Raw genomic sequence first — 20098 nt, forward strand, 5'->3', positions numbered from 1 at the left:
CATGGCCGACGATCCGTTTGTCCTCGGAGGTACGTCCTTCTCGTCCCGGCTGATCATGGGTACGGGGGGTGCGCCCAGCCTCGACGTCCTGGAGCGGTCGCTCGTGGCGTCCGGCACGGAGCTGACGACGGTCGCGATGCGGCGGGTGAATCCCGCGGCGCACGGCTCGGTGCTGTCCGTGCTCGAGAAGCTGGGCATCCGGGTGCTGCCGAACACGGCGGGGTGCTTCACCGCGGGCGAGGCCGTGCTGACCGCGCGGCTCGCGCGGGAGGCGCTCGGTACGGAGCTGGTCAAGCTGGAGGTCATCGCCGACGAGCGGACGCTGCTGCCGGATCCGATCGAGTTGCTGGACGCCGCGGAGACGCTGGTCGACGACGGGTTCACGGTGCTGCCGTACACCAACGACGATCCTGTGCTCGCGCGGAAGCTGGAGGACGTGGGCTGCGCGGCGGTCATGCCGCTCGGGTCGCCCATCGGGTCCGGTCTCGGCATCCGCAACCCGCACAACTTCCAGCTGATCGTGGAGCACGCGCGGGTGCCGGTGATTTTGGACGCGGGGGCCGGTACGGCGTCGGACGCAGCGTTCGCGATGGAGCTGGGGTGCGCGGGCGTCATGCTGGCGTCGGCCGTGACCCGGGCACAGGAGCCGGTGCTGATGGCCGAGGGCATGAAGCACGCGGTGGAAGCCGGGCGGCTCGCCTGGCGTGCGGGGCGGATTCCTCGGCGGCACTTCGCCTCCGCGTCGTCTCCTGCGGAGGGGCTGGCTCGGTTGGATCCTGAGCGTCCTGCCTTCTAGGCACCCGGCGCCGGTGTGTTTCTTCTCCCGCCCGCGCACCGCCCGTTTCCAGTCGGCTGGAAAGTGTGCGTCGCCTGTGGGAGTGGGGCGCCGTTGGCGGCTGGGGGGTGGCGGGGCAGGCTGCCTTACATTCCCTGTGTACGACATACGGACCGGATCGATCAGGCGTGCGAGATCCGTCACAGGTCGGCTGCAGTCCCGCTCCGGAATTGGCCGGAAGGGTGGGGGTGACAGTGGCGGCTCGTAGACTCGCCTGCGTGGATACGACCCTTCAGGACCCGCTTGTCGGGCAAGTGCTCGACAGCCGCTACCGCGTCGACGCACGGATCGCGGTCGGCGGGATGGCCACGGTCTACCGGGCCCTGGACACCCGCCTCGACCGCGTGCTCGCGCTCAAGGTGATGCACCCGACGCTGGCCGCCGACGGCTCGTTCGTCGAGCGGTTCATCCGGGAGGCCAAGTCGGTGGCCCGGCTCGCGCACCCCAACGTGGTGCAGGTCTTCGACCAGGGCGCGGACGGGTCGTACGTCTATCTGGCCATGGAGTACGTCGCCGGCTGCACCCTGCGCGACGTGCTGCGCGAGCGCGGGGCGCTGCAACCGCGGGCCGCCCTGGACGTCCTGGAGCCGGTGCTCGCCGCGCTCGGCGCCGCGCACCGCGCCGGGTTCGTGCACCGCGACATGAAGCCGGAGAACGTCCTGATAGGGGACGACGGCCGGGTCAAGGTGGCCGACTTCGGCCTCGTCCGGGCCGTGGACACCGTCACGAACACGACAGGGGCCGTGCTTGGCACCGTGTCGTACCTCGCCCCCGAACAGATCGAGCACGGCACCGCGGACACCCGCGTCGACGTCTACGCCTGCGGGGTCGTCCTCTACGAGATGCTCACCGGCGGCAAGCCGCACTCCGGGGACTCCCCCGCGCAGGTGCTCTACCAGCACCTGCACGCGGATGTGCCGCCGCCCTCGGCCGCCGTGCCCGGAATGCCCTACGCCCTCGACGAGCTGGTCGCCACGGCGACCGCCCGCAACCCCGAGGTGCGCCCGCACGACGCGGTGGCGCTGCTGGGCCAGGTCCTCCAGGCGCGGGCCGGCCTCACCGCCGAGCAGCTCGACGCCATACCCCCGCAGGCGCTCGCCGTGGGACACGACAACGCCAGCGACCGTACGAGCGTGATCCCGCGCTCCCTCTCCGTGCCCCGCCTGCTGCCGGTGAACGAGGGCTACGAGGACGGCGGCGACGGCGGCGGCGACCCGCTGAACCGGACCAGTCGGTTCGAGCAGACCGGCCTGTTCGAGTCCGGACCGCCCGCTCCCCCCCGGCGCGGCTCACGGCCCCGGCGCGGAATGTTCGCGATCATCGCCGCGGTCGTGCTGGTGCTCGGGCTCGGCGCGGGCGTCTGGTACATCAATTCCGGCCAGTTCACCAAGGTCCCGCTGCTGCTGGCGAAGACCGAGGCGCAGGCCAAGTCGCGGATCGAGCAGGCCGGTCTCGATGTCGGGCAGGTCAAGCACGCCTACAGCGACACCGTGAAGCGCGGCACCGTCATCAGCAGCGACCCGGCACCCGGCGCGCGCATCCGGGACAACGACTCCGTGACACTGACCATCTCCAACGGCCCGGAGACGGTGAAGGTGCCCGACCTGACGGGACTCGCGCTGTTCAAGGCGCGGGAGGTCCTGAAGGGGGACGGGCTCGCCGCGGGCATGGTCACACGGGAGTTCAGCCAGGACGTTCCCAAGGGGTTCGTGATCAGTTCGGATCCGGGCGCGGGCACGGAGCGGCACGCCGGTTCGGCCATCGCCCTCACCGTCAGCAAGGGCAGCCCGGTGGAGGTCGCGGACGTCACGGGCGCGTCCGTCGCGGACGCGACCTCGGAGCTGGAGCAGGCGGGCCTGAAGGTGAAGATCGCCACCCAGCGGGTCAACTCGGAGTTCGACCAGGGCCAGATCGCCCAGCAGTCGCCGAAGGCGGGCAGCCAGGTCGCCGGGGGCGACACCGTCACGCTGACGGTCTCCAAGGGCCCCGAGATGATCTCGGTGCCGGACGTGGTGGGCAACAGCGTGGACGACGCGACGAAGACGCTGGAGGACGCCGGGTTCCAGGTCAACGAGGACCGCGGGCTGCTCGGGCTCTTCGGGGACCACGTCAAGAGCCAGTCGGTGGACGGTGGCAAGACCGCGCCCAAGGGGTCGACGATCACCATCGTGATCCGCTGAGGCCACGGCAGTGCTGAGGCCTCGCGCCAACGTCGAGGCCACGGCAGTGCGGTCCGCCGACGGGCCGGCCGGGAGCGCGTGACACCCTGAAGGGTGTGACCAGCAAGCAGCTCCGCAACCCCGTCGGCGGCCATGTCCCCGTGGCCGGCGGCCTCAGCTCCGTCGGCCTGACCTACGCACGCGAGATGGGCGCCGAGACCGTCCAGGTCTTCGTCGCCAACCCGCGCGGCTGGGCGACACCCGTCGGCAGTCCCCGCCAGGACGAGGAGTTCCGGGCCGCCTGTGCCGCCGAGACGATCCCCGCGTACGTCCATGCCCCGTATCTGATCAACTTCGGCTCGCACACCGAGGCGACGGTCGAGAAGTCGGTGGAGTCCCTGCGGCACTCGCTGCGGCGGGGCCGCGAGATCGGCGCGCTCGGCGTGGTCGTGCACACGGGGAGCGCCACCGGGGGCCGGGAGCGGTCCGTCGCCCTGAAGCAGGTACGTGAGCATCTGCTGCCCCTGCTGGACGAGCTGACGCATGACGACGACCCGTATCTGCTCCTGGAGTCGACCGCCGGCCAGGGCGCCTCGCTCTGCTCGCGCACCTGGGACTTCGGGCCGTACTTCGAGGCGCTGGACGCCCATCCGAAGCTGGGCGTGTGCCTCGACACCTGCCACATCTACGCGGCGGGGCACGACCTGACCGGGCCGAGCGGCATGCACCAGACGCTCGACCTGCTGGTGGACACGGTCGGCGAGGGCCGGCTCAAGCTGATCCACGCCAACGACTCCAAGGACGTGGTCGGCGCCCACAAGGACCGTCACGAGAACATCGGCTCCGGTCACATCGGCGAGGACCCGTTCCGCGCGCTGATGACCCACCCCGCCACCGAGGGCGTACCCCTGATCATCGAGACGCCGGGCGGGAAGGAGGGGCACGCGGCGGACGTGGAGCGCCTGAAGAAACTCAGGGACGGCTGACGCCGCCCGAAAAGAGGCACGGCTGACGCCGCCCGAAAAGGCGGGCCGGGTCAGAGCTCGGGACCGTCCCCGGGCTCCTCCTGGTAGGAGTAGCGCTGTTCGCGCCAGGGGTCGCCGATGTTGTGGTAGCCGCGCTCCTCCCAGAAGCCGCGGCGGTCGGCCGTCATGTACTCGACGCCGCGGACCCACTTGGGGCCCTTCCAGGCGTAGAGGTGCGGGACGACGAGGCGGAGCGGGAAGCCGTGTTCGGCGGTGAGGAGTTCGCCGTCCTTGTGGGTGGCGAAGATCGCGCGGTCGGAGGCGAAGTCGTCGAGGCGCAGATTCGAGCTGAAGCCGTACTCCGCCCAGACCATGACATGGGTGACGGTGGGCGCGGGCGGGGCGATCTCCAGGATCGTGCGCGCCGGGATACCGCCCCATTCGGCGCCGATCATGCTGAACTTCGTGACGCAGTGCAGATCGGCCATGACCGAGGTGTACGGCAGGGCCGTGAACTCCTCGTGGGTCCAGCAGTGCTTCTCACCGTCGGCGGTGGCGCCGAAGACCCTGAACTCCCAGCGTTCGGGACGGAACTTGGGTACGGGACCGTAGTGCGTGACCGGCCAGCCGCGCTGCAGTCGCTGCCCCGGCGGAAGCTCCGACTGTGCCGCTTCTCCCGTTCCACGTCCCACCGGCTGACCCATGACTCCATCCTGACAGACCCGGGACAGTGCACATGACCAGCCCAGTACGGAATCGGGCAACTCCTACTAAGCGTGTACTTACTGGACGGCCCGGGGTGCCGATGCGAGGATGCGGCGCAACCTGCCCAGTCCCCCGCTTGGAAGGAGCCTCTGCGATGCAGGGCGACCCCGAGGTCATCGAATTCCTCAACGAGCAGCTGACCGGCGAGCTGACCGCGATCAACCAGTACTTCCTGCACGCGAAGATGCAGGAGAACTTCGGCTGGACGAAGCTCGCGAAGTACACGCGCCACGAGTCCTTCGACGAGATGAAGCACGCGGAGGTACTCACCGACCGGATCCTCTTCCTGGAGGGCCTGCCGAACTACCAGCGGCTCTTCCACGTCCGGGTGGGGCAGACCGTCACCGAGATGTTCCAGGCCGACCGGCAGGTGGAGGTCGAGGCGATCGACCGCCTCAAGCGCGGGATCGAGGTGATGCGCAACAAGGGCGACATCACGTCCGCGAACATCTTCGAGTCGATCCTCGAGGACGAGGAGCACCACATCGACTACCTGGACACCCAGCTGGAGCTGGTGGAGAAGCTCGGCGAGGCGCTCTACATCGCCCAGGTGATCGAGCAGCCGGAGAGCTAGGCCGCCTCTTCCAGGCCTCGCGCCGGGGACAGCGCGGCCAGCATCGGCTTGCCCTGTTCGGCCAGCTCGCGGCGGGGGCAGGTGCCGCGGCCGAGGATCGCCTGGATGCTGCGGACGCAGGAGCCGCAGTCCGTGCCCGCCTTGCTGGCGGAGGCTATCTGGCGGGGCGTGCAGGCGCCGTTCTCCGCGTGCTGCTTGACCTGCTGTTCGGTGACTCCGAAGCAGCTGCATACGTACACGCGGTTCACCTCCCGGCGGGATTGATGTCTGATGCCGTCCCGTTAATCGGTGAGGCTAACCTAACCTTACCCGTCACTCAAGAGCCGCAAAAGTAGGAGGGAGCGCGGATCGTATGTGATCCGCGCCCCACTTCACTCAGGTGTAACAGGCGGACCCGTCACTGGTCCCTGTACATCTCGGCGACCAGGAAGGCCAGGTCGAGGGACTGGCTGCGGTTCAGACGCGGGTCGCAGGCCGTCTCGTAGCGCTGGTGGAGGTCGTCGACGAAGATCTCGTCGCCGCCGCCCACGCACTCGGTGACGTCGTCACCGGTGAGCTCGACGTGGATGCCGCCCGGGTGCGTGCCCAGACCCTTGTGGACCTCGAAGAAGCCCTTGACCTCGTCGAGCACGTCGTCGAAGCGGCGGGTCTTGTGACCGGAGGCCGCCTCGAAGGTGTTGCCGTGCATCGGGTCGGTCACCCAGGCCACCACCGCGCCCGACGCCGTGACCTTCTCGACCAGCTCGGGGAGCTTGTCGCGGACCTTGTCGGCGCCCATCCGCACGATGAAGGTCAGCCGGCCGGGCTCGCGGTCCGGGTCGAGGCGGTCGATGTACTGGAGCGCCTCCTCGGCCGTCGTCGTCGGGCCGAGCTTGATGCCGATCGGGTTGCGGATCCGCGAGGCGAACTCGATGTGCGCGCCGTCCAGCTGCCGGGTGCGCTCACCGATCCACACCATGTGGCCCGAGACGTCGTACAGCTGGCCCGTACGCGAGTCGACCCTGGTCAGCGCCGCCTCGTAGTCGAGGAGCAGCGCCTCGTGGGAGGCGTAGAACTCGACGGTCTTGAACTCCTCCGGGTCGGTCCCGCAGGCCCGCATGAAGTTCATCGCGTTGTCGATCTCCCGCGCCAGCTGCTCGTAGCGCTGCCCGGACGGGGAGGACTTCACGAAGTCCTGGTTCCAGGCGTGCACCTGGCGCAGGTCGGCGTAGCCGCCGGTGGTGAAGGCGCGCACCAGGTTGAGCGTGGAGGCGGAGGCGTTGTACATCCGCTTCAGGCGCTCGGGGTCCGGGATGCGGGCCTTCTCGTCGAAGTCGAAGCCGTTGACCGAGTCACCGCGGTACGTCGGCAGGGTCACGCCGTCGCGGGTCTCGGTCCCCTTGGAGCGCGGCTTGGAGTACTGGCCGGCGATGCGGCCGACCTTCACGACCGGCACCGAGGCGGCGTACGTGAGCACGGCGCCCATCTGGAGCAGGGTCTTGAGCTTGTTGCGGATGTGGTCGGCCGACACCGCGTCGAAGGCCTCGGCGCAGTCGCCGCCCTGGAGAAGGAACGCCTCTCCCTTGGCGACGGACGCCATCCGGGCGCGCAGCTGGTCGCACTCGCCCGCGAAGACGAGCGGCGGATACGACTCGAGGTCCGCGATCACATCGCGCAGAGCCTCGGCATCGGGGTACTCGGGCTGCTGCGCCGCGGGCAGGTCTCGCCAGGTGTTGCCAGCGCTTGCGCTGGGCTTAGCGTTCACGGTCACCCTGACAACATTACGGGGTCGTGTCGGGCGTCCATCCCAATGCCCATCAATTGAGACGGACCGCGCTCGATCGGGACGCGCTCCGGGCGCCCGTACGGCAGCTCCCCCGCGGCCGCCCGGAGCAGATGGGCAGCAGGACCTAGTCCACGTCGAGCCGGTCGCGGTCGATGGAGATCTTCACGCCGCCGTGCGTCTCGGCCGTGTCGCCCTTGTACTGGTGGACGCGCTGGTGGTCGGCCCACAGGTTCGCGGGGATCGCCGAGTCGGTGGTCGTCGACTTGCCGTTCCAGCGGGCGAAGTGGAGCACTTCGGGCAGGGTGACGCGGCTCTTGTTGGCCACCAGGTCGGTGACCAGGGACGAGGTGTTGCCGTAGACGCCGGAGCGGTAGCCCAGTGTGTGCAGGCGTTTGGTGTAGGCGTCGAGGTAGGACAGCACCCGGCTGGTGACGGCGGAGCCGCGGGTGTAGTGCTCCAGGTCGCTGTAGATCACCGTGCCTTTGGGGAAGCCCAGCGTGGTCGCCTGCTTGACCGCGTCGTCGGCGGCCTCGGTGCCCTGCGGCACGGGGTCGGTGATCGCCTCGCAGCCGCCACCGCAGCTGCTTCCGCCGGAGGAGGGCTGGCGGCCGACGTACAGCGGGATGAACCGCCAGCCGTTGGCGTACTGCGTCCGCAGCCAGCCGGCGGTGAGTCTGCTCTGGGCGCAGGCGCGGTTGATCCCGCCGATGTAGACACCGACGGCCCCGTAGTCGGAGTCGTCCCGCCAGGCGTCCATCGCCGTCTGGCCCGGCGCGGTGCAGGCGTCGAAGCCCTCGCCGCGGAAGGACGTCGCGTCGGCGGGCAGCGGCGCCGCGGCGGGCGCGCCCGCGGCCGCATCGGTTCCCACGGCTGCGGCCGGCAGACCGGCGTCGCGCAGGATGTCCTGGATCCTCGTACGCTCCTCCGCGTACGCGGCGGTCACGGCGATCCGGTCGGCGGTGACCTGGAACGTGCGGGCCGTGCGGTTCTCGCCGGCGGTGCGGCCCCGGACGGCGGACGGCTGGACCAGGAACGCTTCGGTACGTCCCCTCGCCGCCGCCGGACACCGCTGCTGGTCTCCTGGCGTGCCGAGGTACACGGCGTGCCGGTCGAAACGGACACAGACGTCCGGATGTTTCTCCAGGTCCACGATCGGCCAGGAGGCGGGGACGGTGAACTCGTGGCCGCGGTAGGTGACCTTGACGGTGTCGTCGCTCTCGGCGGCGCGTGCGGTGCCGAGCGGGCCCGCGGCGAGGACCGCGGCGGCGGCGCACACGGTGAGCGTTCGGACGCCGCCTGGGCGAGGCCGGGGTGAACGGGCTGCGTACATGGTCTCTCCTCGGTCGGGCTTCCTGGGCCATGCCATCCATGGCCGGTGACCGAGCGGTAGGAACGCCTGGCGCGGACGGTTCACGCTGTTGCCCGCCCCCTGACGTCGGGTAGGGTGCGGCGCATGTTCGCGCACTCGACCCAGAACTGGTGGTGGACCGCTCATCCGGCGGCCCACTGACTGCGCGTACGCAAGACTTCGCGAAGGCCGCCCGAGGGGCGGCCTTCGGTGTTTGCGGACACGGGCCGTTCCTCTCCGGGTTTTCGGGAATCCGAGAATCCGGGAATCCGAGAGAAGGAACAGGACCGATGAACCTGCTCGACCTGCTGGACGATCCCCGTCCGTTCGCCCTGCTGCGCCGCCGCACCCCCGGTCACGATCACGACAGCGTCGAGCTGCTGCTCGGCCCGGTCAGCACGTGCGACCGCCTCGCCGATCTCCCCGACGAGGGCCTCGCGCTCATCCCCTTCCGTCAGATCGGGGAGCGTGGCTTCGACGTCCGCGACGACGGCACGCCGCTCTCGGTGCTGACCCCCGAGGAGACGCACGTCCTGCCGCTGGAGCGGGCGCTGGCGGAGCTGCCGGCGCACGAGGTGCGTGTCACCGGCGGGGGCTTCGACGTCGCCGACGAGGAGTACGCGGGGATCGTCGGGCGCGTGCTGGAGGAGGAGATCGGGCGCGGCGAGGGCGCGAACTTCGTGATCCGGCGAACGTACGAGGGCACGATCCCGGGGTTCGGGAGGGCCGACGCGCTGGCCCTGTTCCGGCGGCTGCTGGTCGGTGAGCGGGGCGCGTACTGGACGTTCGTCGTGCACACCGGGGAGCGCACGCTGGTGGGTGCGAGCCCGGAGGTGCACGTGCGGATGTCGGGCGGGACCGTCGTGATGAACCCGATCAGCGGCACCTACCGCTACCCCGCCGAGGGCCCCTCCGCGGAGGACCTGCTCGGCTTCCTCGCGGACGGCAAGGAGATCGAGGAGCTCTCGATGGTCGTCGACGAGGAGCTCAAGATGATGTGCACGGTCGGTGACATGGGCGGCGTGGTGATCGGTCCGCGGCTCAAGGAGATGGCCCACCTCGCGCACACCGAGTACGAGCTGCGGGGCCGGTCCTCGCTGGATGTGCGCGAGGTCCTGAGGGAGACCATGTTCGCGGCGACCGTCACGGGGTCGCCGGTGCAGAACGCGTGCCGGGTGATCGAGCGGCACGAGGTCGGCGGGCGGGGCTACTACGCGGGTGCGCTGGCCCTCATCGGCCGGAACGCGGGTGGCGGGCGGGAGGGGTCCGTCGGTGCCCAGACCCTCGACTCGCCCATCCTCATCCGGACCGCCGACATCGACGCGGACGGGCGGCTGCGGGTGCCGGTCGGCGCCACCCTCGTCCGGGGATCGGATCCGGCGGGCGAGGTCGCCGAGACGCACGCGAAGGCGGCGGGGGTGCTGGCGGCGCTGGGGGTCGTGGAGGCCGGGGCTCGCGCGGAGGGCGTACGGCCGAGGCTGGCCGACGATCCGCGGGTGCGGGCGGCGCTGGACGGGCGGCGGGCCTCGCTCGCGCCGTTCTGGCTGCGGATGCAGGAGCAGGCGCGTGAGTTGGAGGGGCATGCGCTGGTCGTGGACGCCGAGGACACCTTCACGGCGATGCTCGCGCATGTGCTGCGGTCCTCGGGACTCGAGGTGACCGTGCGGCGCTACGACGAGCCGGGGCTGCGGGAGGCGGTGCGGACGCACGAGGGGCCGCTGGTCCTGGGCCCCGGCCCGGGCGATCCCTTGGACATGGACGATCCCAAGATGCGGTTCCTGCGGGAGCTCACCGCCGAGGTGATCGGGGGGCACGGGCACGGCGTGCTCGGCGTCTGTCTCGGGCACGAGCTGATCGCGGCGGAGCTGGGCCTGGCGATCGTGCGCAAGGAGGTCCCGTACCAGGGCGCGCAGACGGGGATCGATCTCTTCGGGCGGGCCGAGACCGTCGGTTTCTACAACAGCTTCGTGGCGCACTGCGACGAGGAGACGGCGGCCGAGCTGTCGGCCCATGGCATCGAGGTCAGCCGCACCCAGGGCGGTGAGGTGCACGCGCTGCGCGGGCCCGGGTTCGCGGGTGTGCAGTTCCACCCGGAGTCGGTGCTGACGCTGAACGGGACGGCCGTCGTGCGGGAACTGGTCGGTCGGCTGCGGGACACCGGCACGCTGTCGGAGCGGCGGCCCTCCGTGTAGTCGTGGCAGCCGTGGTGGAGGACGCCGGCCGCACGGGTGTCGGGAGGCCCGTGCGGCCGGCGGGATCGCGGGGAGGTGGGACGTCAGCCGAAGAAGACCCCGACCTCCTCGTACAGCTTGGGGTCGACCGTCTTCAGCTTGGCCGTGGCCTCCGCGATCGGGACCCGGACGATGTCCGTGCCGCGCAGGGCGACCATCTTGCCGAAGTCGCCGTCACGGACGGCCTCGATGGCGTGCAGACCGAAGCGGGTGGCGAGCCAGCGGTCGAAGGCACTGGGGGTGCCGCCGCGCTGGATGTGCCCGAGGACCGTGGTGCGGGCCTCCTTGCCGGTGCGCTTCTCGATCTCCTTGGCCAGCCACTCGCCGACCCCGGAGAGGCGTACATGGCCGAAGGAGTCGAGGGACTCGTCCTTCAGGACCATCTGGCCGTCCTTGGGCATCGCGCCCTCGGCGACGACCACGATCGGCGCGTACGAGGCCTTGAACCGCGAGGTCACATAGGCGCACACCTGGTCGACGTCGAAGCGCTGCTCGGGGATGAGGATGACGTTGGCGCCGCCGGCCAGGCCCGAGTGGATGGCGATCCAGCCCGCGTGACGGCCCATCACCTCGCAGACGAGGACGCGCATGTGCGACTCGGCGGTGGTGTGCAGGCGGTCGATCGCCTCGGTGGCGATGCCGACGGCGGTGTCGAAGCCGAAGGTGTAGTCGGTGGCGGACAGGTCGTTGTCGATGGTCTTCGGTACGCCGACGACGGGCACGCCGTACTCGTCGGTGAGGCGCGCGGCGACGCCGAGCGTGTCCTCGCCGCCGATCGCGATGAGCGCCTCGACCTCCTGCTTGGCGAGGTTCTCCTTGATGCGGCGGATGCCGTTCTCCTGCTTGAGCGGGTTCGTCCGCGAGGAGCCGAGGATGGTGCCGCCGCGCGGCAGGATGCCGCGCACGGCGGGGATGTCCAGCCGTACGGTGTCGTTCTCGAGAGGTCCGCGCCAGCCGTCCCGGAAGCCGACGAAGTCGTATCCGTACTCCTGTACGCCCTTGCGGACGATGCCCCGGATGACGGCGTTGAGTCCGGGGCAGTCGCCGCCTCCGGTCAGTACTCCGACCCGCATGGAAAAGTCCCTTCGCCGCGGTTGCCTGATGGGACTCACGCTAATAGTGATCCAGGTCACTTCGGCATGGGGCGGAAGGTCAATTCCGGTGAATTGTGCGGGTGTTGATCACACGCCTTCACTCGATGGTGGGTCAACCAAGGTTTACGCCGGCCACTCGTCGGGGTCTACGCCTCGTCGAGACCGCGCTCTATGGCATAGCGCACCAGCTCCACCCGGTTGTGGAGTTGGAGCTTGCCCAGGGTGTTCTGCACATGGTTTTGCACCGTGCGGTGGGAGATGACGAGGCGCTCGGCGATCTGCTTGTAGCTCAGGCCCTTGGCGACCAGGCGCAGCACCTCGGTCTCGCGGTCGGTGAGCTGCGGGGCCTTGGGCTCGTCGGCGCCCGCGGCGAGGGCGGGCTCGGAGGCCAGCCGGCGGTACTCACCGAGGACCAGGCCCGCGAGGCCCGGCGTGAACACGGGGTCCCCGACGGCCGTGCGGCGCACCGCGTCGATCAGCTCCTCCGTAGAGGCCGACTTCAGCAGATAGCCGGTGGCGCCCGACTTCACCGCCTCCAGGACGTCCGCGTGCTCGCCGCTGGCCGACAGGACGAGGACGCGCAGCGCCGGGTTGGTGCCGACCAGTTCCTTGCAGACCTGGACGCCGGGCTTGGCGGGCAGGTTCAGGTCGAGCACCAGGACATCGGGCGCGGCGGCCCGGGCGCGGCGTACCGCCTGCTCGCCGTCGCCCGCGGTGGCGACCACGGCGAAACCGGACGCGTCCAGGTCGCGGGCGACCGCGTCGCGCCACATGGGGTGGTCGTCCACCACCATGACCTTGATCGGATCCTGCCCCACCACGTCGGTGACCTCGGTCATCGCTGCTCCGCCTTCCCCCGTGAAATCCTGGAAACCTTCGGTACCTTCAGCTCGACCTCCGTGCCCTGGCCCGGCACCGAGATCAGTTCGGCCGCGCCGCCGAGGTCGCGCAGCCGGCCCCGGATCGACAGGGCCACACCGAGCCGCCCCTCCCCCTCGGCCTGGGCGAGCCGCCCCTCCGGGATGCCCGGGCCGTCGTCGCGTACGGTCACGATCACCTCGTCCGGCTCGTCCTCGACGAGGATCCAGGCGCGGGCGTCCTCGCCGACGTGCTGACGGACATTGTCCAGGGCGGCACCGACAGCGGCCGCCAACTCCCGGGCGGCGGCCGGGGGGAGAGGGACCGGGGCGCCCGGCTCGGAAAAGGTCACGCGCGAGGTCGCGTACGGGGCGAGCAGTGCGCGCAGGTCGACAGGGCCCCGGGAGTCCGGGTCGTCGTCCGGTTCCTCCACGGCCCGTACGACCGCGCCGAGCGCGGCGTCCTCGGACACCCGCGAGACGGGCACCAGGCCGCCCGAGACCAGGGTGCGCAGCGCGACCTCCTGCTCGCCGGCCATCCGGCCCAGCTCCGCGGCCTCGCCGCCGAGCGCGGAGGCCCGTCGCTGCACCATGGCGAGGACCTGCAGCACGCCGTCGTGGATGTCACGGGCGAGGCGCTCGCGCTCGCGGGTCGCGGCCTCGATCTCCAGAGCGCGGGCGAGGGTGAGCTCGGAGGCGCGGGCGACCTCGACGACGTATCCGATGGCGATGGAGGCGACCCAGACGAGGATCACGTTGTGGACCGTGTCGCGGGTGGGGGCGCCGCGCTCGACGATGTTGGCGACCGCGACGAGCGTCGAGGCGAAGGCCGCCCAGCGCCAGCCGCCCTTGATGGCGAAGGCCAGGACGGAGCCCGCGGTCCATATCGAGGGGAGTGTGGGACCGCCGGTCACCACGCGGTAGTGGGCGTCCGCGACAGGCGTGAGCATGATGCCGGTGAGCGCGATGGCCAGGTCGACGGCGAGGAAACGCTTGGTGCAGCTCGCCGCGTTCGCGACCCTGGGCAGGGTGGCGAGCGTCCAGACGGACAGGACGGCGAAGTACCCGATGGCCACCCAGGGGTGGGCGAACTTGCGGAACGCGGTGGCGAAGAGCCCGATCGCGTACAGCATCGTCAGCACGCGGTAGGCGGTGAGCGCACGCCACAGCGGCTGCTCGACCGACATCCTCATGACTCTCTCGCGCTTGGCCATGTCCCCCACCCCACCAAGCCCCCCCCGACGCAAGCGTCTAGGAGCCGGCCCGTCCTTCTTCGGTTTCGGCTTCGGCCGCCTTCACGGCCTCCTTCTGCGCCTGTTCGGCTTCCTTGAGCGCCTGCTTCTCGGCCTTCGCCACCTCCGCGATCTGCCGCTTGGCGGCCGTCGCGTAGATGTCGACGTACTCCTGGCCGGAGAGCTTCATGATCTCGTACATGACCTCGTCGGTCACCGCTCGCAGCACGAAGCGGTCGTGCTCCATGCCGTTGTACCGGCTGAAGTCGAGCGGCTTGCCGATGCGGATGCCCGGACGCATCAGCTTGGGCATCACCTTGCCCGGGGGCTGGATCTTCTCGGTGTCGATCATGGCGACCGGGATGACCGGGGCGCCGGTGGCGAGTGCCACGCGCGCGAGGCCGCCCGGCTTGCCGCGGTACAACCGCCCGTCGGGCGAGCGCGTGCCCTCCGGGTAGATACCGAACAGCTCACCGCGCTCGATGACATCGATGCCGCTCTTGACGGCCGCCTCGCCCGCGCCGCGCGCGCCGGAGCGGTCCACCGGGAGCTGGCCGACGCCCTTGAAGAAGGCGGCGGTCATCCGGCCCTTGACGCCGGGCGTCGTGAAGTACTCGGCCTTCGCGATGAAGGTCACCTTGCGGTCGAGGACCGCGGGCAGGAAGAACGAGTCCGAGAACGACAGATGATTGCTTGCCAGGATGGCGGGGCCCTCGGCGGGAATGTTCTCGAGGCCTTCCACCCAGGGCCTGAAGGCAAGCTTCAGCGGCCCTCCGATGGAAAACTTCATGGCGCCGTAGATCAACCGAATGCCTCCTGTGTCGTCGGTCAGACCTTATCCCGGCGCACGGTCAAAGGCCTCGACGACCCTGGTCGGTGTCAGTGTGGTCGCGTACGGTGAAGTACGCCTCGCATTCCGCCCGTCCGATGAACAGGAGACCGAAAGTGCCGGTCCTTCCTGGAGCCGAGCCGTTCCGCCACGAGGGCGGAGAGGTCGGTGTCCTTCTCTGCCACGGCTTCACCGGTTCCCCGCAGTCGCTGCGCCCCTGGGCGGAGTATCTCGCCGAGCACGGTCTGACCGTCGCGCTGCCCCTGCTGCCCGGGCACGGCACGCGCTGGGAGGACATGCAGCTCACGGGCTGGCAGGACTGGTACGCGGAGGTGGACCGCGAGCTGCGTGCCCTGTGGGAGCGCTGCGCCCGGGTTTTCGTCTTCGGCCTGTCCATGGGCGCCGCGCTGACCCTGCGGCTCGCCGCGAAGCACGGGGACGAGGTGAGCGGCATCGTCGTCGTCAATCCGGCGAACAAGGTGCACGGGGCGGCGGCCCACGCCCTCCCGGTGCTCCGCCACCTCGTCCGGACGGTGAGCGGCATCACCAGCGACATCGCCAAGGAGGGCGTCACGGAGGTGGGCTACGACCGGGTGCCACTGAACGCGGCCCACTCCATGCGGAACTTCTACCGGATGGTCGACGGTGAACTGCCCCAGGTCACCCAGCCGATGCTGCTGCTGCACAGCCCCCAGGACCATGTGGTGCCGCCCGTCGACTCGGCCCGCATCCTGAGCCGGGTGTCGTCCACCGACGTGACGGAGATCCTGCTGGAACAGAGCTACCACGTGGCGACGTTGGACCATGACGCGGACCGGATCTTCGAGGAGAGCTACGCGTTCATCGCCCGGCTCGCGCCCAGTGTCGGCAAGCGGTCCGACACGGGTCAGGTGGGTCAGCAGGAAGGGACGGCCACTGGTGGCTGAGCACGACGCGGAGCGCGGCGAGCCCGACGAGAAGGGCGTACCCGTCGGCGAGCCTCTCGGTGACGAGCAGGGTGTGCCGTTGGACGAGGACGCCGCGTGGCAGGCGATCGTCGCGGGGTACGGCGAGGAGCCGCCGGACCCGCCTGGCGCGAAACCGTTCAAGTCGATCGAGGACCTGGCGCTCCTCGACCCGGTGACGAACGACGCCCCGGGCGGCGGGGACGCACCCGAGAGGTCCGAGAAGGGCAAGAAGAACGAGACCGGCGCCACCGTCGGGACGAGCGAGAAGGACGGGGCAGGCGACGAGGCCGGGGAGCCGCCCGCCGCGGCGAAGCCCCTCGGCGGCTCCGTCTCCTTCGCGCCCGGCGTCGGCGGTCCGCGCGACTACCAGGCGCCCGAGCCCTCCGAGGACGACTTCGACGGGGACGACGAGGGCCACTTCGTCCCCCCGGAGCCGCCCCCGCTGCCCACCGCCGACACCACGGCCAAGTTCGCCTGGCTCGCCGTCATCGGCGGCCCGATCGTGCTGCTGCTGGCCATCCTGCTCGGCTGGGACATGACGTGGTGGCTCGCCACGGTCGGCATCGGTGGCTTCCTGGGCGGCTTCGCCACCCTCGTGGCGCGTATGAAGCCCGACGACGAGGACGAGGACGATCCCGGGCGCGGCGCGGTGGTCTGACGCGGCCGGTTACGCGGCGGGCACTCTGAGGGCGGCCAGCACGGGCAGATGGTCCGTGGCCGCCCTCAGGTCTGTCTCCGTGACCCCGGGGTGGCCGTAGGGGACCCCGCAGCCGAGGACCTCGATACCGCGGGTGGCGAAGATCGCGTCGATGCGCTGGTGGGGGTCGGTGGGCGTCGAGGTGTACTCCGTGCCCCAGGGTGCGGTGGCCCAGCAGTCCTGGAGGCCGGCGGCGAGGCGGGTGAAGGTGGGGCCGCCGGGGCGTTCGTTCAGGTCGCCGCCGACGAGGGCGTGCGGGGCGGCGAAGGCGGCGAGGCGGTCGAGGAGCAGGCCGCTCTGCGTGTACCGCTCGTCCTTCTGGAGCGAGAGGTGGCAGCTCATCACGCCGAGCCGGGCGGCGCCGAAGCGGACGACGGCGGTGGCGAGGCCGCGGCGGTGCAGGCCGGGGGTGAGGGGCAGCAGGACGTCCTCGGTGCGTTCGACGGTGGCCCGCATCGAGCAGAGGAGCGCGGGGCCCGCGGCGGTCGCGCCGCCGGACAGGATCGTCTGGCCGGACGCGGCCGCGAGCCGGGCCAGCTTCTTGCGCCAGCGGAAGAAGCGGGGGGCTTCCTGGACGAGGACCAGGTCGGGGGCGCAGGCGTGGATGACACGGGCGAGGGCGGTGGTGTCGTCGCGCATCGATCGGATGTTGTAGCTCAGGACGCGGATGACGGCGGAGCCGTCGGGTTCGGTGCGGGAGCGGGGCAGCGGGGTCGTCGTCGCCATGTGGATCAACATACGTGGATGCGCTGCTGGGGGGGGCCGGAACGCTGCGGGTGTCTGTCGGCTGCGGGCCGGTGGGGGCTGGTCGCGCAGTTCCCCGCGCCCCTGAAGGGCCCCGCCCGCCGCGCCCCTGAAGGGCGCGGCGGGCGGGGTCCTACGACTGCGCACGCGGCGTCACATGATCGGGTCGGGCTCCCTGGCCAGGTCCGCCGCGCCCACGAGGCCGGCTTCGTTGCCGAGCTGGGCGGCGATCACCTCGGCCACGGGGCGCCAGTTGCCGCCGACGAGCCAGCGCTTGTACGACTTGCGGATGGGGTCGAGGACCAGCTCGCCCTCGTCCGAGAGGCCGCCGCCGACGATGAAGGCGGAGGGGTCGAAGAGCGAGGCCAGGTCCGCGAGACCGGCACCGGCCCAGCGGGCGAGCTCGCGGTAGGAGTCCACCGCCACCGGGTCACCCTGGCGCGCGGCCACCGAGATGTGCTTGCCCTCGATGCCGTCGGGGGTGCCGTTGCCCAGCGCGAGCAGGATCTCCGCGTTCTCCGGGGTGGCGTTGGCCCGCTGCTTGGCGTAGCGGACGAGGGCGCGCCCGGAGGCGTACTGCTCCCAGCAGCCCTGCGAGCCGCAGCCGCACATCAGTCCGTCCGGCACCATGCGGATGTGGCCGAACTCGGCGGCCACGCCGAAGTGCCCGCGGCGCAGCTTGTTGCCGATGATGATGCCGCCGCCGAGGCCCGTGCCCAGGGTGATGCAGATGACGTTCCGGTGGCCCTTGCCCGCGCCGAACTTGTACTCGCCCCACGCCGCCGCGTTCGCGTCGTTCTCGACGACGACGGGCAGCCCCACGCGCGCCTCGACCTCGGCCTTGAGCGGCTCCTGCCGCCAGTCGATGTTGGGCGCGAAGTACACGGTCGAGCGCTGGCGGTTCACGTATCCGGCGGCACCGATGCCCACGCCGACGATGTCGTGACCTGCGCGCGCGCCCTCCACCGCGGCGGCGATGGCGTCCACGATGGCCTGCGGCGTGGTGGGGGTCGGCACCTTGTGCGTCGAGAGGATGTTGCCTTCCTCGTCGACCACACCGGCCGCGATCTTCGTGCCGCCGATATCGACGCCGATGGTGAGTCCCATGAATCCCTCAGTTTCGGTCGAGCCCCGCTACGGCCAACCGTACCCGAGCAGCCTTTAGTCCAAGTCAATCCGCTCCCCCGGACCGGTGCCCTCGTCGCGGGGGCCACGCTCCCGGGTGGTCCAGCGCCGCTCCTGGGCCTCGACGGCCGAGCGGTAGGCGGCGAGCAGCTCGTTGCCCGCGGCCGCGAGGTGATCGAAAACATCGGGGTTGCGCTCTATGACGGGTTCAACGGCGGCCTTGGCCTGCTGTACGACCTGGTTGACCATCTGCTGGGCGGTACCGGAGGCGACCACACCGAACAGCGGCGAGTTCAGTCCGGACAGCTTGTCGGCGACCGTGTCGACCAGCTTGCGCAGTTCCTCTGCGGCCGAGCCGGGCGGCGCGCCGTACTGGGCGCGGCGGCGGGCCTTCTCCGCCGCGAGGTCCTCGGCGCACGCCTTCGCCCAGGCGTCGGCGTCGCTCGCGCGCGCTTCGTCGTTCGCCTCCTGAGCGGCGTCGGACGTGGGGCGCTCTTCGCTCATGGCGGACTCCTGCCTATGGTTCTTCCTTTCGACGGTACCCGAACGGGGGTACGCCGTTCACCGTGTCCGGGGCCACAGATCCGGGTCCGGCGCGAAACGCACCCTGAGTTCCCCCTCGCGCAGGGCGGCGCCGGCCACGGTGCAGCGGCGCAGCGCGGACGGCAGCGGCACGATCCTGCGGAACTGGCCCACGGTGACGACGAGTTCGTCGCCCCGGCGGATCAGGTCCAGTTCCTCGCGTATCGCGCCGGGCAGCGGGATGTGCCATACGAGGACGCCGTCGTCGGCGAGGTGGTCGAGGACGGGCCACTCGACCGGGGTCGGCGCCCGGTTGACGCCGGGCACGGGGAGTGCGCCGAGGTCGTCGCTGCCGCGCGGGTCGCGGCCGAGGTGCGGGACCTCGTGGACGGTGTACGTCTCCTGCCACTCGTCCAGCGCCTTGCGCTGCTGGGCGGCGAGGGCGCCCAGCCAGGCGTCCGCGCTGGCGGCGGGCAGTACCCGGCTCGCGATCAGCGCGTCCACGCGCAGACCGTGCAGGGCGAGGGCGGTGGTGGCGGCGTGTACGGCGTCGGTGCCGGCCGGGCCCGGCTCGGCGACCAGCCGTACGGTCGTGGCGCGGTCCTCGACGACCGCCGCGACGGCGGCCAGCTCGATGTCCCAGCGTGCCGCCGTCTCGTACAGCCACTCGGCGGGCATCGGGACGCCCGCGAGGCGGCCGAGGACCGGGCGCAGGGCGCGGGCCGCCTGGCGCTCCGGCGGGAGCAGCCGGCGCAGGTAGCGGCGCAGCTCCTCCGGGAGGGCGAGGAGCGCGAGCGCCTGCGGGGTCGGCGGGAGGTCCACGACCAGCAGGTCGTAGGTCTCCGAGGTCGCCGCGTCGCGCAGGGCGCGCAGCAGGGCGAGTTCCTCGGCGCCGGGCAGGGGGGTGAGTTCCTCGGCGTCCAGGCGGGCGGCGCCGAGCAGGTCCAGGGCGGTGGTCGCGCGGTCCTGGAAGGCGGTGAGGTCCTCGCGGAAGCGGGCGTTCGCGTCGGGGCGCCAGGTCGTGAGGTGGGGCGCGGTGTCGGTGGGTTGCGTGCCGGTGGGTACGCCGAGGACGGCGCCGAGGGTGTCGGTGCGGTCGGCGGTGAGCAGGAGGGTGCGGGTGCCCTCGCGGGCGGCCTTCAGCGCGGTGGCCGCCGCGACCGTCGTACGGCCCGTGCCGCCCTGGCCGGTGATCAGGATGGTGCGCATTGCATGAACGCTACCTGCGTCGAGCGCCCCCGCCGCCCCTACCCGTCCCATCCCCCGGGGGCTGCCGCCCTCGGACCCCCGCATCGGTCTGAACGGCCTCGTCTCAAACGCCGGACGGGCTGAAAACGCGGGCGCGCCCCGTCAGGGGGCGCGGGGAACTGCGCGACCAGCCCCCGCCGACCCGCAGACAAGACACCTCC

Annotated in this window: 20 protein-coding genes; 8 read left to right on the forward strand and 12 right to left on the reverse strand. The window is 71.1% G+C overall.

Annotated features, from left to right (window positions below; translation table 11 throughout):
- Position 1: 1 nt before the first annotated feature.
- The 3 genes from ACIQTP_RS19075 to ACIQTP_RS19085 all read left to right on the forward strand — a co-directional run bounded on the left by ACIQTP_RS19075 (position 2) and on the right by ACIQTP_RS19085 (position 3980).
- Positions 2 to 796, forward strand: coding sequence for a thiazole synthase (locus ACIQTP_RS19075; protein ID WP_403401174.1), 795 nt, complete (start codon positions 2 to 4; stop codon positions 794 to 796).
- 257 nt (positions 797 to 1053) lie between these two features.
- Positions 1054 to 3015 carry a Stk1 family PASTA domain-containing Ser/Thr kinase gene (gene pknB / locus ACIQTP_RS19080; protein WP_403401176.1) on the forward strand — a complete coding sequence of 654 codons (1962 nt, stop codon included), beginning with the start codon at positions 1054 to 1056 and terminating at the stop codon, positions 3013 to 3015.
- A gap of 95 nt (positions 3016 to 3110) precedes the next feature.
- Positions 3111 to 3980 carry a deoxyribonuclease IV gene (locus ACIQTP_RS19085; protein ID WP_403401177.1) on the forward strand — a complete coding sequence of 290 codons (870 nt, stop codon included), beginning with the start codon at positions 3111 to 3113 and terminating at the stop codon, positions 3978 to 3980.
- Positions 3981 to 4030: 50 nt separating this feature from the next.
- On the opposite strand, the gene ACIQTP_RS19090 is transcribed toward ACIQTP_RS19085, so the two are convergent.
- On the reverse strand, positions 4031 to 4663 hold the full coding sequence (locus tag ACIQTP_RS19090; protein ID WP_402037333.1) for a sulfite oxidase-like oxidoreductase: 633 nt from the start codon (positions 4661 to 4663) through the stop codon (positions 4031 to 4033).
- A 155-nt stretch (positions 4664 to 4818) separates the two neighbouring features.
- On the opposite strand from ACIQTP_RS19090, the gene bfr reads away from it, so the two are divergent.
- Positions 4819 to 5298, forward strand: coding sequence for a bacterioferritin (gene bfr, locus ACIQTP_RS19095; RefSeq protein WP_054231521.1), 480 nt, complete (start codon positions 4819 to 4821; stop codon positions 5296 to 5298).
- Here bfr and ACIQTP_RS19100 read toward each other — a convergent pair.
- The 3 genes from ACIQTP_RS19100 to ACIQTP_RS19110 form a co-directional block, all read right to left on the reverse strand.
- Positions 5295 to 5546 (reverse strand): bacterioferritin-associated ferredoxin, encoded by a 252-nt coding sequence (locus tag ACIQTP_RS19100; RefSeq protein ID WP_403401180.1) that lies wholly within the window; start codon positions 5544 to 5546, stop codon positions 5295 to 5297. The genes bfr and ACIQTP_RS19100 overlap by 4 nt on opposite strands.
- 149 nt (positions 5547 to 5695) lie before the next feature.
- On the reverse strand, positions 5696 to 7048 hold the full coding sequence (locus ACIQTP_RS19105) for a class II 3-deoxy-7-phosphoheptulonate synthase (RefSeq protein WP_054231523.1): 1353 nt from the start codon (positions 7046 to 7048) through the stop codon (positions 5696 to 5698).
- A gap of 139 nt (positions 7049 to 7187) precedes the next feature.
- Positions 7188 to 8393, reverse strand: a complete 1206-nt coding sequence (locus ACIQTP_RS19110) for a glycoside hydrolase domain-containing protein (RefSeq protein WP_403401182.1) — start codon at positions 8391 to 8393, stop codon at positions 7188 to 7190.
- Between the two features lie 123 nt (positions 8394 to 8516).
- Here ACIQTP_RS19110 and ACIQTP_RS19115 point away from each other — a divergent pair, with 123 nt between their 5' ends.
- Both ACIQTP_RS19115 and ACIQTP_RS19120 read left to right on the forward strand, forming a co-directional pair.
- Positions 8517 to 8573: a trp operon leader peptide gene (locus tag ACIQTP_RS19115; protein WP_071528813.1), complete on the forward strand. Its 57-nt coding sequence runs from the start codon at positions 8517 to 8519 to the stop codon at positions 8571 to 8573.
- Positions 8574 to 8701: 128 nt separating this feature from the next.
- Positions 8702 to 10603 (forward strand): anthranilate synthase family protein, encoded by a 1902-nt coding sequence (locus ACIQTP_RS19120; protein ID WP_403401184.1) that lies wholly within the window; start codon positions 8702 to 8704, stop codon positions 10601 to 10603.
- An 83-nt stretch (positions 10604 to 10686) separates the two neighbouring features.
- On the opposite strand, the gene ACIQTP_RS19125 is transcribed toward ACIQTP_RS19120, so the two are convergent.
- From ACIQTP_RS19125 to ACIQTP_RS19140, 4 genes are all read right to left on the reverse strand, one after another.
- Complete coding sequence (locus ACIQTP_RS19125; RefSeq protein ID WP_351438027.1) at positions 10687 to 11715, reverse strand: 6-phosphofructokinase; 1029 nt, start codon at positions 11713 to 11715, stop codon at positions 10687 to 10689.
- 167 nt (positions 11716 to 11882) lie between these two features.
- Positions 11883 to 12530, reverse strand: coding sequence for a response regulator (locus ACIQTP_RS19130; protein WP_403401570.1), 648 nt, complete (start codon positions 12528 to 12530; stop codon positions 11883 to 11885).
- A gap of 41 nt (positions 12531 to 12571) precedes the next feature.
- Positions 12572 to 13807: a MacS family sensor histidine kinase gene (gene macS, locus ACIQTP_RS19135; protein WP_403401187.1), complete on the reverse strand. Its 1236-nt coding sequence runs from the start codon at positions 13805 to 13807 to the stop codon at positions 12572 to 12574.
- Between the two features lie 37 nt (positions 13808 to 13844).
- On the reverse strand, positions 13845 to 14615 hold the full coding sequence (locus ACIQTP_RS19140; protein WP_403401189.1) for a lysophospholipid acyltransferase family protein: 771 nt from the start codon (positions 14613 to 14615) through the stop codon (positions 13845 to 13847).
- Between the two features lie 155 nt (positions 14616 to 14770).
- Here ACIQTP_RS19140 and ACIQTP_RS19145 point away from each other — a divergent pair, with 155 nt between their 5' ends.
- Complete coding sequence (locus ACIQTP_RS19145) at positions 14771 to 15580, forward strand: alpha/beta hydrolase (RefSeq protein ID WP_403401191.1); 810 nt, start codon at positions 14771 to 14773, stop codon at positions 15578 to 15580.
- Positions 15573 to 16259 (forward strand): hypothetical protein, encoded by a 687-nt coding sequence (locus tag ACIQTP_RS19150; protein WP_403401193.1) that lies wholly within the window; start codon positions 15573 to 15575, stop codon positions 16257 to 16259. Before ACIQTP_RS19145 ends, ACIQTP_RS19150 begins: the two co-directional genes overlap by 8 nt.
- Before the next feature lie 9 nt (positions 16260 to 16268).
- Here the strand turns inward: ACIQTP_RS19150 and ACIQTP_RS19155 are convergent, their stop codons facing one another.
- The 4 genes from ACIQTP_RS19155 to ACIQTP_RS19170 all read right to left on the reverse strand — a co-directional run bounded on the left by ACIQTP_RS19155 (position 16269) and on the right by ACIQTP_RS19170 (position 19898).
- A complete protein-coding gene (locus tag ACIQTP_RS19155; RefSeq protein ID WP_403401195.1) occupies positions 16269 to 17024 on the reverse strand; it encodes an endonuclease/exonuclease/phosphatase family protein in 756 nt (251 codons plus the stop codon).
- A gap of 171 nt (positions 17025 to 17195) precedes the next feature.
- On the reverse strand, positions 17196 to 18149 hold the full coding sequence (locus tag ACIQTP_RS19160; protein ID WP_402037311.1) for an ROK family glucokinase: 954 nt from the start codon (positions 18147 to 18149) through the stop codon (positions 17196 to 17198).
- Between the two features lie 54 nt (positions 18150 to 18203).
- Complete coding sequence (locus ACIQTP_RS19165) at positions 18204 to 18671, reverse strand: DUF5304 domain-containing protein (protein WP_403401197.1); 468 nt, start codon at positions 18669 to 18671, stop codon at positions 18204 to 18206.
- 57 nt (positions 18672 to 18728) lie between these two features.
- Positions 18729 to 19898: an ArsA family ATPase gene (locus ACIQTP_RS19170; RefSeq protein WP_403401199.1), complete on the reverse strand. Its 1170-nt coding sequence runs from the start codon at positions 19896 to 19898 to the stop codon at positions 18729 to 18731.
- Between the last annotated feature and the right edge of the window lie 200 nt (positions 19899 to 20098).

This window comes from Streptomyces sp. NPDC090798, from assembly GCF_044768965.1.
Classification (GTDB): Bacteria; Actinomycetota; Actinomycetes; order Streptomycetales; family Streptomycetaceae; genus Streptomyces.

What these genes read in the sequence shown, in the direction of transcription:
- ACIQTP_RS19165 (WP_403401197.1), bottom strand. Translation starts at nt 18,671, where the DNA reads ATGAGCGAAGAGCGCCCCACGTCCGACGCCGCTCAGGAGGCGAACGAC.
- ACIQTP_RS19125 (WP_351438027.1), bottom strand. Translation starts at nt 11,715, where the DNA reads ATGCGGGTCGGAGTACTGACCGGAGGCGGCGACTGCCCCGGACTCAAC.
- macS (WP_403401187.1), bottom strand. Translation starts at nt 13,807, where the DNA reads ATGGCCAAGCGCGAGAGAGTCATGAGGATGTCGGTCGAGCAGCCGCTG.
- ACIQTP_RS19155 (WP_403401195.1), bottom strand. Translation starts at nt 17,024, where the DNA reads ATGGCGACGACGACCCCGCTGCCCCGCTCCCGCACCGAACCCGACGGC.
- ACIQTP_RS19160 (WP_402037311.1), bottom strand. Translation starts at nt 18,149, where the DNA reads ATGGGACTCACCATCGGCGTCGATATCGGCGGCACGAAGATCGCGGCC.
- ACIQTP_RS19120 (WP_403401184.1), top strand. Translation starts at nt 8,702, where the DNA reads ATGAACCTGCTCGACCTGCTGGACGATCCCCGTCCGTTCGCCCTGCTG.
- bfr (WP_054231521.1), top strand. Translation starts at nt 4,819, where the DNA reads ATGCAGGGCGACCCCGAGGTCATCGAATTCCTCAACGAGCAGCTGACC.
- ACIQTP_RS19140 (WP_403401189.1), bottom strand. Translation starts at nt 14,615, where the DNA reads ATGAAGTTTTCCATCGGAGGGCCGCTGAAGCTTGCCTTCAGGCCCTGG.
- ACIQTP_RS19075 (WP_403401174.1), top strand. Translation starts at nt 2, where the DNA reads ATGGCCGACGATCCGTTTGTCCTCGGAGGTACGTCCTTCTCGTCCCGG.
- ACIQTP_RS19170 (WP_403401199.1), bottom strand. Translation starts at nt 19,898, where the DNA reads ATGCGCACCATCCTGATCACCGGCCAGGGCGGCACGGGCCGTACGACG.
- ACIQTP_RS19110 (WP_403401182.1), bottom strand. Translation starts at nt 8,393, where the DNA reads ATGTACGCAGCCCGTTCACCCCGGCCTCGCCCAGGCGGCGTCCGAACG.
- ACIQTP_RS19130 (WP_403401570.1), bottom strand. Translation starts at nt 12,530, where the DNA reads ATGGTGGTGGACGACCACCCCATGTGGCGCGACGCGGTCGCCCGCGAC.
- ACIQTP_RS19090 (WP_402037333.1), bottom strand. Translation starts at nt 4,663, where the DNA reads ATGGGTCAGCCGGTGGGACGTGGAACGGGAGAAGCGGCACAGTCGGAG.